We start from the raw sequence: 10344 nt of genomic DNA, 5'->3' as shown, positions 1-10344 counted from the left end.
TCATCTCCCCATCTCTATGGCGGAACCTATAACTTTTTCACAAATCTCCTTAAGAAAATGGGAATAGACGTGCGTTTTGCAGACCCGGCGCGTCCTGAAAGTTTCGCAGAATTAAGCGACGAGCGCACCCGGGCCTATTTCGGGGAGGCATTGCCAAACCCCCAGCTGGTACCCTTCCCCATCGGTGAAGTTGCTGCCCTCGGCAAAGATCGCGGGATCCCGCTCATTGTCGATAATACCGCAGCACCCATCACCTGCCGGCCCTTTGATCATGGGGCTGCGGTTGTGGTCCATTCCCTGACCAAGTTTATCGGCGGGCACGGCACATCAATCGGCGGCATTATTGTCGATGGCGGGAATTTTGACTGGTGCTCCCATCCCAAGCAGCAACCCCATTTCAACGAGCCTGATGGCAGTTACCACGGCGCTGTATGGGGCACGTTAGTCCCTGAAGCCCTGGGAGCCCCGATTGCTTATGCCATCCGTGCCCGTGTGGTGGTATTGCGGGATCTGGGCGCAGCAATTTCTCCCGCCAATGCGTTTCAGCTGATTCAAGGATTGGAAACCCTGCCCCTTCGATTCCGCGAACATCAGGCCAATGCCGCGAAACTTGCGGAATTTCTATCAAAGCACGATGCGGTCCAATCAGTGACATATCCCGGCCTTTTCAAGGGTGCCGAGAAAAATCTGACCGAAAAGTATCTGACAAAGGGTTATGGCGCACTGGTTGGAATTGAATTAAAAGGCGGCATTGAGGCCGGCCAGAGGTTTATTGACAGCCTCAAGCTGGTCTATCACGTTGCCAATATCGGCGATGCCCGCACATTGGCAATCCACCCGGCTTCCACGACCCACTCGCAGCTTCCCGAAGAAGATCAGCTGAGTGCAGGAGTCACCCCTGGCTATGTCCGCCTTTCCGTGGGGATTGAGAATATTGCAGATATTATCGAAGATATAGATCAGGCTCTTAACAAATCGGCCGGGGCTGCAAAATAACATGCGGAAATCTGCCGAAATTGATGCTGAAACTATTCGTATATGTAATCAGTGAAATCTCAACCCATCAAATCAGCTTCATCAGCAATAGGGTTGCGTAACAGACCGATATTTTCAATTTCAACTTCGACGACATCGCCGGCTTTCATCCATAGTGGAGGCTTGCGGGCATGACCTACGCCTGAAGGGGTTCCCATGACAACGATGTCACCTGATTCAAGGGTTATTCCTTCGGTGAGGTAAACTAGTGTTTCAACCACTGGGAAGATCATCATATCGGTATTACTGGATTGAACGGTTTCACCATTGAGGCGGCATACAATGTCAAGCCCCTTAGCTCCTGCAGGCAATTCATCAGCGGTGACGAAAACAGGACCAAAAGGCCCGGTCCGATCAAAGTTTTTACCCATCGTCCACTGAATCGTATGACGCTGATACTCGCGAACCGAACCATCATTGAAACAGCTGTAACCTGCCACAGCGTCTAGCGCATTCTCAGCCGTAAGATGCCGTGATTTCCTGCCAATGACCAGCGCCAATTCCGCCTCAAAATCGAGAGTTTCGGACTTTTCAGGCCGAATCACAGGCATATCATGTGCAACCAGTGAGGTGATGCTTCGCATAAAGATGGTGGGATAAGGTTGCTTTTCAAAAATCCCTTCATCCACATGGTCCATATAGTTAAGGCCGAGGCAAAGAATTTTACCGGGCGAATGAATGGGGATATTTAATTTCAATTCATCATATTTCAATGCGGCATTTTCAGAAGCCCTGTCGGCGATTACGCCAAGACTCTTCAGTTTGCCTTCCGAAATCACAGATTGAATATCACGGGGGGCGGATGAATCTACTGCCGTCAGATCAATAACCTTATCGCCTTTAACGAAACCAATTCGGGCACCATCTTCAGCCTGAAAACTCACCAATCGCATTACACTAATCCATTGAAAATTAAATGATAAATTTTAACGATTCCCATTATCTCTGGCAAGAAAAACCGATATATACGGAATGGTAACTTGTCGGCTAAACAGCTGATTGAGCACTACAACACCAACGGAAATTTTGTAAGACGGCAATTATCGGTTTCGCATTGGCTATCTGGGCGAGAGAACCAAATCAAAGTCCACAGTATAGAACGGCTCTTTAATATCTGCTTTGATGGCCAAATCATCAGGCAGATCATCAGTATTCTTACCTTCCTTATATTCCATGATGAGTTTATCACGCACACCAAAAACCGCATCTTCATCAAGATAGGGGTCATCACTTGGAAACACCTCGGTCACCAATGTAGCGTAATCATGTGCTTTTGCGATGAAATGCAAATGAGACGGGCGCCATGGATGCCGACCGGTTGCATGCAGCAATTCACCCACAGGCCCGTCATCAGGCACGGTATAAGGTGCGGGACGGATTGTGGAGAAGAGATAGCGGCCATCCTTACCCGTTGTCATCCGGGCACGTAAATTATATTCAGGTTGCGCTTCATCCTGACCGGAATAGAGACCGTTTTCAGCCGTCTGCCAGATCTCTAGCATGGCTCCTTCAATGGGCTCGCCATTGGTCGTGAGGACGCGGCCTTCCACAACTACGGCATCGCCTTCATTATCTGCCTTTAAATCGCCGCCCACGGGCAAATCAGGGGCACCGAGTATGTGGAACGGGCCAAGCACGCTTGACGGTGTGGCGCCTTCCGGTGAGTTGATCATGTCAACGAGAGATGACAGTCCCAGAACATCGGAAAACAGTACAAATTCATTTCGCTCCCGTGATGAAATTTCACCAGCATTATATAGAAGCTCTAATCCCTTACGCCATTCATCATGGGTTAAGCTGGTTTCACGGGCAAAATCATGTAAGTGCTTGACCAGACTTGTCAGGACAAATTTCAGACGCTCATCGGTATCTTCTGCAATGGTGTCAATAAATACCTGAGTTATTGTATCCGTTTTCACTGTGCGCATTATGTATCTCCTGACAGGGGGTTATCCCAGAATGCCGATAGAAAGGACAGGGAAGCTAATCAGTAAAATTAGAACCAGCAACATAACCACTGCGAATGGGAAAGCGCCTATAAACACGTCTTTAAGTTTTACTTGGGGATCATTCAAACTGGTTTTAATGACGAAACACGAAATACCAAGTGGCGGTGTTAATAACCCGATTTCCGCGCCAATAACTGTGACAATGCCAAACCATACAAGGCTCATACCCATAGATTCAACAAGCGTTATGAAAAGTGGGACAACAATCAGTATGATTGAGGCTGTATCAAGGATAGTGCCGAGGAACAGCATCAGGAGGACATACATGATCATCACCTCCAGAAAACCGAATGAATGGTTCTGTAAAAATGCATCCAGCTGATTTGGCAGGCCGGCATAACCCAGCATGCGACTGTACAAGGACGCCATAGCGATCAGAAACAATATCGACGCTGTGATATGACCCGTTTCAATCGCAGTATCCCAAAGCGCCCTGAAAGACATTTTTCTGCGCATGATCGCAATAACCAGTGCCGCCAACGTGCCGGCGGCACCGGCTTCAACTGGTGTTAACCATCCGGTATAAATCCCGCCAAGAACAATGAAAATGAGCGAGATAATCGGAACGGTCTTATCCAATATCTGAAAAATTGTTAGTGCCTCACTGTCAGCACTATCAATGTTTGTGCCAATATAGCTTGGGTGGATACGACCCGAAATGGAAATCCATAAAATATAGGCCGCAGTCAGGATTAATCCCGGAACTATACCGGCCAGAAACATGTCTCCGACCGATTGCTCAGAAACAAAAGAATATATAATCAACATCGCGCTAGGGGGAATGATCATCCCCAGCACAGACGACCCCGAAACCACGCCGACGGCGAAGCGTTTGTTATAATTCAGCTTACGCATTTCAGGTACTGCAATCCGGGTAAAAACAGATGCGGAAGCAATTGATGAGCCGGTTACAGCGGCAAAAACAGCATTTGCCCCCACTGTTGCCATCCCTACGCCTCCTGTAACTTTGCGAAACCCGCGATTGAGAACAGTATAAATATCCGTACCCAATTCCGCCCGGGAGACCAGCAGCCCCATTAACGTGAATAACGGAATAGTCGCAAAAGGGTATTCGGTGACACCATCTCCGACAGCGACCTTGAGAAAATTAAAGGCGAGTATGGACTTCCCGCTAATCAGCCAAATCGACACAAAGGAGACAAGCCCCAAAGCTACAGGAATATAGACGCCAATATAAACTAAGCCGACGATGGCTAGCACAGATAAAGCGCCGATCTCGACCGGTGTCATATTCTACTCTCCCGGCTATCAGCAGACATATGGCTCTGGGAGCCCAGTACCGTCTGGAAAAAGAATATCACACAGCACATGGACGCGCTGAAGACAATGGCCAGTTTTGCGGGCCACCAGGGCACTGTAAAAATACCGGGTGTGCCGAAATATTCACAACGCTTCAATGCGACGGACATGTCCGTGATAAGGTTGCCTGTTTTCGCCGGCCCGAATTCAGGTAGCGAAATGAAATGGCAGGTTTCAATTGATTCAACAAATTCAGGCCACATCGTCCAGGTAATTAATCCCATGAAAACACAGCCCGAACAATTGATCAGCCGCGAGATGATATTGGCCAATCCTGGAAAACTGGCATCTGCAACACTTAAAAAACCATCAGAGCGGGTCAACCTGTTATTGCGCACCACATCGGGCAATTGCAGGTAAACGATTAAGATCAGTGAGAAAACAACAACTTCAACAACACCGTTGAACGGTGCGTGGAAAATGCCCCGGGAAAATATGTCGATATTCATAATCACCACAAGCATGAATATCACGAGTGTCCCGACGGCGTTTGCCGCAGACGCAACGAGCATAATGGGATTGTAGAGGCGGCGGATAAATTCCATTATCTTCCCTCCGCCGCCACTAAAATCAAAGTTCGCTGGCCCAATCCCGAACAGGAATCTGACCCGCCGCTTTCAACTTGGCGACATAAGTCTTCAGCATTGCTGAGCCGGGGGCGCCTTCTGAATCAAGCTTCTTGGCCCAGTCCTTAGCGATGTTAGGCATGGCATTTGCCCAAGCCGCACGTGCATCTTTGGACAGCACAGTGACCTTACCACCACCAGCCTTATAGGCTTCAAGTGATTCAGACGCGCGGTCCATGGCGATAGCAGCGATGTGGTCGCGATATTCGATGGCAACCTTCTTAAGCACGGACTTCACTTCATCAGGCAACTTGTCCCAAACCTCTTTATTGACCGTTACCGTTTTGGAATTCACCGCACCAAGATCAACTTTCAGCATATAAGGGGCCACTTCGGCGATTTTGAACGTCTTGGCGGATTCCGGCCAAAGCATAGCGGCATCAACAACCCCTGTTTGAAGCATGGAATAGAAGTTGGGCAGTCCTCCTCGGACACCGCTGGCCCCTTTGATGCCTTCCAGATATCGCAGATTGTAACCTGCTCCGGCAATTTTTTTGCCTTCAAGGTCTTTAAGCGATTTAATCGGAGTTTTCGAGAAAAGCTGATAGGTATCAAGTACCACGCCGGTCGCTAAATAAACCTGATTTTCCGCGTCCAGCTCTTTGGCCATTTGCGGGAATTCTCTGGCAATCTCATCTACCGCCTTGGCCACAACTCTGGCATCGGCAGATATGAATGGCGTTACTGCCGAAATACCCTGACTAGGCAATGCAGAGTTATGGAAAATCGTAGTGACAACACCTATGTCACCAAGGCCAAGTTTAATGCCTTCAAGAACACCGCGCGGTTTAACAATCTGGCCGCCATAAGCCTCCTGCCATTCAATCTCGTAGTTGCCTTTCTTTTTAAGTTCTTCATTGACACGTGGTATGAAAAATCCGGAGAACTCCTTGACCCACATGGCCCGTGCCGGATAGCCGTCTATAGCGATCATTTTGATCGTTTCCATCGACATGGCTGGCATGCCACTGAAAACCGCCGCCATTAAGACGGCAATACCGATTAGCCCCTGGCGGAGCATTTTTTTAATATTAAACATTGATAATCCTCCCAGAATTAAATGTTAAATGTATTGGAGGCTTCTCGCAACAATTATGCTGAAATCCATTCCTCCTCGATAATTGTCCCTGCCTGTCGGAATAGTATAGACAATGGACAAAATTTGGAAACTTCCTGCGATAACCGGTTAAGATCGGATTCAGGCACCGCATTACTGGTTTGTATTCTCAGATTGATGGTCTGAAACGGAATCTCTATTTCTTCAGCAAGCGTAACACCGCGCCTGTCAAAATCGCAGGTCGCGATGATTTCCAACTGGCCAATATCAATCCCGAGATTATTGGCGCATTTGTGGCCAATCACATTCGTGCACCCAATCAATGCTGCCAGGGCGGTTTCCGTCGGCGTTGGTCCCTTATCAGTTCCGCCGCGCTCCTTCGGCTCATCTATTGCAAAGACAATATCGCGGACGGATATATTGGCCAGCGAATGGGACGGGCAGTCCGCACTGGCACGCAGTTTAACCGTTGTTTTCTCTTTTACGTTCGCTGACATTCTCTATATCTACTCCAATATAATCTCTTCTCTTAAAGACACTAAGCAAAGGAACAAGCTTCATCAAAGTCAAATCTTGGTAAGCGCTGGAACACGCCGGTCTCATCGGCCGTGCCTATATTACAAAGGAAATTTGACTTGAATGTTGTGCCTGCGAAAAATTCCTGATCTACAACTTCATTTGAAAATCCGGACATTGCACCCACATCAAGTCCTATGGCGCGGGCCGCAATCATCAAATAAGCGCCCTGAAGGGTTGAATTTCGATAAGCCGTATCCAGCGAAAATTCTTTATTCCCCTCAAACATCGGTCGCCTGTCTTCATGCGGAAACAGTTTGGGGAGCTCTTTCCAAAACTCCGTATCATAGGCGACAATAACGGTTAGTGGTGCACCCATGAGTTTGGGCAAATTCGTTGGCTTCACCGATTTTGCAAGCCTGTCCTTACCCTCTTTGGAGCGGACAAATATAAACCTCGCCGGGCAGCTATTCATACTGGTCGACCCCATTTTTACGATGTCATACATGCGCTGAATCTGCGCATCGGTCACGGGGGTGTCTTTCCAGGCGTTATGCGACCGGGCGCGGGTGATGATGAGGTCGACAGAAGACTGGTCCAGCTCGGTAATCTCTTCACGCAGGGCACGAATATCATCTTGCGCAGCTTTGCGTATCTCTTCTAATTCCTCCTGTTTATTATCTGCAGAAGTCAATGGCCCGGACCCTCATCAGCAATGTATCAGCATAAGAAATACCCATATTATCGTGAAACGGTCAAATAAAATCGATATTTAATATTGTTTAAACTTGAATCTGGCATAGTATATCCGGTGAACAATCCTGCGAGGATACTATGCCCACATGGGAAGAGTATAAAAAAACAGCAAAGGAAAGGGGTGCTTTAGCGTTCGAATTATACGTTGTGGAGACGACACCGGTTGGCACGCCGGAAGCGTTAACTAAGACATTACCTGCCCATTTGGACTACCAGAAAAAACTGGAAAGTGATGGAAGCTTGTTTCTTGCAGGACCCGTGTCCGACCCCACGGGCGAGCTGATGCAGGGCAATGGCCTTATCGTATATCGTGCCGCTTCAATGGATGATGCTGACAAATTAGCGAAGAATGATCCCATGCATAAAGAAGGCGTTCGGACATATACAATTCGAAAATGGTTGATAAATGAGGCCTCGCCAAATTTTTCATCCATACTCGCCGCACAAAATAATCAATCTTCCCTGAAAACATCATGAAGACGATCAAGTTACAATGAGCGGCTACTCATCGCCGCTCAATTTTGCTTTAATTTTTTGGTTTTCGATTTAATAACTGACACCGCATCGCCAGCCTTTTCTACAATCTTTTCATAAATTTTATTTTCTTTTTCTGTGGCAGAACCGTCAATCACGTATTTGTCACCATTCTACTGCAAGATTCTGCACTTTCAGTCGGAATAACAATAAAACACACACCACGATGAGCCCGCAACTAAGACCGTACCAGACTCCGGGAGCGCCAAAATTCAAGACCTGCGAGAGATAGTAGCTGAGGGGCACACCCACCAGCCAAAATCCGGCCACGACATTGACCATCGGTACAGCTGTATCCTGCATGCCCCGCAACGCACCCCGCAATACGCACTGAAATGCATCCAGAATGATGAAAGCGGCACCGATCAGGATAAGTGTTGTTGCAAGCGACATGATGGGCTGATGTTTATCGTTGGCGGTCAGGAAGAACGATGGAATCACATCGCTAAAAACAATCAATATGATCACAAATACCGCTGAAAATACAGCGGTTGAGACCAGTAAATTTCGCACCAGCACCCTGATTTGTTCCGGGCCTTGCTTCATTCCCACAGCAAGACCCATTTTAACCGCCGCCGCTTCCTCAAACCCAAGTACAAAGACGATTGCAAGCTCGATCACATGAAAGGCAATGGCATGTGCTGCCAGTTCATCTACCCCAATCAAGCCAACCAGAAACGTTGAGGATATGAAGAAACCGGCCGTGGCCAGCTCAGACAGGCCAATCGGAAAACCAAGTTTGAAAATATGAAAAAGACTGCGAAGCGAGGATGCACCGATGAAGCGTATCCGGATAATCGATTTCAACTCCGCACGCATATAGTAGCCCAGCATCGCTACCATGATAACACTCACCAGAACGGTAGAGGCGGCTGCCCCCGCAATACCATATGCTGGTGTCACGCTGGTTCCAAAAATAAGTATCTTGTTCAAAATGATATTGCTAATGAAACCTATGACCGAAACCACGGTCAGCATATTGGCCTTGTCATAAATGCATGCCAATTCCCAGAATATGACAAAAACCAGAACCGGAAGAATACCAAAGGCGATAATCTTATTATATTGAACGGAATATTCAGCAATCGAGCGGTCTTGCCCAAGTAACAGATAAATATCCGCAGCGTTATACTGGATCAGCGTTGCCAATATGCTGAATAATACGGCAACAATCAGATTACCTTCCAGAATGCGGTATTTCCCCCGCGCATCATCCCTGCCCAGCTGTTCGGTGAAAAGAGGCGAAAATGAAAGCGCGAGGCCCTCACCAAAAATTACAACAAGCAAAAAGACCTGCAGGGCCAAAGAAACCGTTGCCAGTTCAAACGACCCTATATTTCCCACCATTATTGTATCAACAACGGAGTTCCCAACAATGGTTATATTCGCCAATCCCAGTGGGATGGCCATTTTAAGGATGTCGACCATTCCGTTGCCAGAATGCGTATCACTATCTTGCTGTCCGGAATTCATTTCGAAATCAATCTTCTGAAAAAATCGGAACCGTTATATATGTTTGAAACTCTCTTCACTGAAGGTCCTCTCTTCATTATCAATGGCACTTCGAGTTTCCATTATCTAAATTAATTATCCGAATTGACGCAGAACTGGTCACGACCTAGCATTCAGGCTGAGCTAATTCACAGGGTGGTCAACCCTTGGGATTATATGTCAAAATATTGAGAAGAGTAAAACGATGCCACAATTTCTATTTACCTATCACGGCGGAAGGAAGCCAGAATTACCCGAAGAAGGCCAAAAGGGTATGGAGGAGTGGAAAGCATGGGCTACAGGCCTGGGTTCGGCACTCGTAAACCCGGGCACGCCTGTAGGGGTTACAAAAGTGCTGACCGATAATGGGGTTTCTGAATCAGGTTCACCGCACCCCATTGCGGGCTTCTCAATTCTGGAAGCTGAAAATATTGATCATGCACTGGATGTACTTAAAAGCTGTCCTCACCTAAAATATGGGGGCACGCTGGAAGTTTCAGAAATGATGGCAATGCCGCAATAGCAATGACGGCTCTGGTGCCGGTGATTTCTGTCATGGTTTCCTCGTCACGCATCTACGTCACGCATCTACAGGGACAACTCATGCTTTGCGATGAAGTCCGGGTCCGGCTCAACGCCAATGCCCGGCGCATCAGGTATTCTGACATAGCCGTCCTGCGATTTGACCTGCCCCTGTATGTCCAAAGGCTCGAGTAGCAACTCATCACGGAATTTGTTGTCAGTGGTATCAAATTCGAGCATCGGCTCCCACGGGTTCAGGCCGCCGGGCAGATCCGGCATTGCCGCAAGAAGCTGCAAGTTGGTCGCCACCGCAACCGCAGAACCCCAGACGTGATTGACGACAGGTGTGAAATGGGAATGACATAGCGCGAGGATGCGTAGATACTCGCTGATCCCGCCGGCAGCACAAACTTCCGGCTGCGCGATGTCAAGTCCGCGGTTCTCAAGAATCTGCCTCCAGCCCCAGCGATTGAACTCC

The 10344-nt window shown here is 48.0% G+C and carries 12 protein-coding genes; 3 read left to right on the top strand and 9 right to left on the bottom strand.

The features are described 5' to 3' along the window. Nucleotides 1-996: PLP-dependent transferase (locus V6Z81_11430; GenBank protein MEG9863078.1), on the top strand; the 996-nt coding region annotated here is incomplete at its 5' end. 59 nt (nucleotides 997-1055) lie between these two features. On the opposite strand, the gene V6Z81_11425 is transcribed toward V6Z81_11430, so the two are convergent. The 7 genes from V6Z81_11425 to V6Z81_11395 all read right to left on the bottom strand — a co-directional run bounded on the left by V6Z81_11425 (nucleotide 1056) and on the right by V6Z81_11395 (nucleotide 7257). Then, the gene (locus V6Z81_11425) at nucleotides 1056-1928 is read right to left on the bottom strand and encodes a fumarylacetoacetate hydrolase family protein (GenBank protein ID MEG9863077.1); all 873 of its coding nucleotides are present in this window, start codon (nucleotides 1926-1928) and stop codon (nucleotides 1056-1058) included. A gap of 165 nt (nucleotides 1929-2093) precedes the next feature. Further along, the gene (locus V6Z81_11420; GenBank protein MEG9863076.1) at nucleotides 2094-2963 is read right to left on the bottom strand and encodes a dioxygenase; all 870 of its coding nucleotides are present in this window, start codon (nucleotides 2961-2963) and stop codon (nucleotides 2094-2096) included. Between the two features lie 21 nt (nucleotides 2964-2984). After that, entirely contained in the window at nucleotides 2985-4295 is a 1311-nt protein-coding gene (locus V6Z81_11415) for a TRAP transporter large permease (GenBank protein ID MEG9863075.1), read from the bottom strand. After that, entirely contained in the window at nucleotides 4292-4909 is a 618-nt protein-coding gene (locus tag V6Z81_11410) for a TRAP transporter small permease subunit (protein ID MEG9863074.1), read from the bottom strand. The genes V6Z81_11415 and V6Z81_11410 overlap by 4 nt, the downstream gene beginning before the upstream one ends. 25 nt (nucleotides 4910-4934) lie before the next feature. Further along, a complete protein-coding gene (locus tag V6Z81_11405) occupies nucleotides 4935-6029 on the bottom strand; it encodes a C4-dicarboxylate TRAP transporter substrate-binding protein (GenBank protein ID MEG9863073.1) in 1095 nt (364 codons plus the stop codon). 53 nt (nucleotides 6030-6082) lie between these two features. Continuing rightward, nucleotides 6083-6544 (bottom strand): OsmC family protein, encoded by a 462-nt coding sequence (locus V6Z81_11400; protein ID MEG9863072.1) that lies wholly within the window; start codon nucleotides 6542-6544, stop codon nucleotides 6083-6085. 41 nt (nucleotides 6545-6585) lie between these two features. Continuing rightward, nucleotides 6586-7257: a malonic semialdehyde reductase gene (locus tag V6Z81_11395; protein MEG9863071.1), complete on the bottom strand. Its 672-nt coding sequence runs from the start codon at nucleotides 7255-7257 to the stop codon at nucleotides 6586-6588. A 140-nt stretch (nucleotides 7258-7397) separates the two neighbouring features. Between V6Z81_11395 and V6Z81_11390 the strand changes: the two genes are divergently transcribed. Beyond that, a complete protein-coding gene (locus V6Z81_11390; protein ID MEG9863070.1) occupies nucleotides 7398-7796 on the top strand; it encodes a YciI family protein in 399 nt (132 codons plus the stop codon). A 162-nt stretch (nucleotides 7797-7958) separates the two neighbouring features. Here V6Z81_11390 and V6Z81_11385 read toward each other — a convergent pair whose 3' ends face one another. Beyond that, nucleotides 7959-9326, bottom strand: coding sequence for an MATE family efflux transporter (locus V6Z81_11385; GenBank protein ID MEG9863069.1), 1368 nt, complete (start codon nucleotides 9324-9326; stop codon nucleotides 7959-7961). Nucleotides 9327-9549: 223 nt separating this feature from the next. Between V6Z81_11385 and V6Z81_11380 the strand changes: the two genes are divergently transcribed. Beyond that, nucleotides 9550-9867, top strand: a complete 318-nt coding sequence (locus V6Z81_11380; GenBank protein ID MEG9863068.1) for a hypothetical protein — start codon at nucleotides 9550-9552, stop codon at nucleotides 9865-9867. A gap of 65 nt (nucleotides 9868-9932) precedes the next feature. Here the strand turns inward: V6Z81_11380 and V6Z81_11375 are convergent. Further along, the coding region (locus tag V6Z81_11375; GenBank protein ID MEG9863067.1) for an enolase C-terminal domain-like protein at nucleotides 9933-10344 on the bottom strand (412 nt) is incomplete at its 5' end.

The organism is Parvularculales bacterium (genome assembly GCA_036881865.1).
GTDB lineage: Bacteria > Pseudomonadota > Alphaproteobacteria > JAPOUT01 > JBAJNM01 > JBAJNM01.
The sequence above is the reverse complement of the archived record's forward strand: the minus strand, read 5'-3'. Positions and strand labels throughout refer to the sequence as shown.

Bases quoted from the DNA above. Each gene is read 5' to 3' on its own strand.
- V6Z81_11425 (MEG9863077.1), bottom strand. From the start codon at position 1,928: ATGCGATTGGTGAGTTTTCAGGCTGAAGATGGTGCCCGAATTGGTTTC.
- V6Z81_11420 (MEG9863076.1), bottom strand. From the start codon at position 2,963: ATGCGCACAGTGAAAACGGATACAATAACTCAGGTATTTATTGACACC.
- V6Z81_11415 (MEG9863075.1), bottom strand. From the start codon at position 4,295: ATGACACCGGTCGAGATCGGCGCTTTATCTGTGCTAGCCATCGTCGGC.
- V6Z81_11410 (MEG9863074.1), bottom strand. From the start codon at position 4,909: ATGGAATTTATCCGCCGCCTCTACAATCCCATTATGCTCGTTGCGTCT.
- V6Z81_11405 (MEG9863073.1), bottom strand. From the start codon at position 6,029: ATGTTTAATATTAAAAAAATGCTCCGCCAGGGGCTAATCGGTATTGCC.
- V6Z81_11400 (MEG9863072.1), bottom strand. From the start codon at position 6,544: ATGTCAGCGAACGTAAAAGAGAAAACAACGGTTAAACTGCGTGCCAGT.
- V6Z81_11390 (MEG9863070.1), top strand. From the start codon at position 7,398: ATGCCCACATGGGAAGAGTATAAAAAAACAGCAAAGGAAAGGGGTGCT.
- V6Z81_11385 (MEG9863069.1), bottom strand. From the start codon at position 9,326: ATGAATTCCGGACAGCAAGATAGTGATACGCATTCTGGCAACGGAATG.
- V6Z81_11380 (MEG9863068.1), top strand. From the start codon at position 9,550: ATGCCACAATTTCTATTTACCTATCACGGCGGAAGGAAGCCAGAATTA.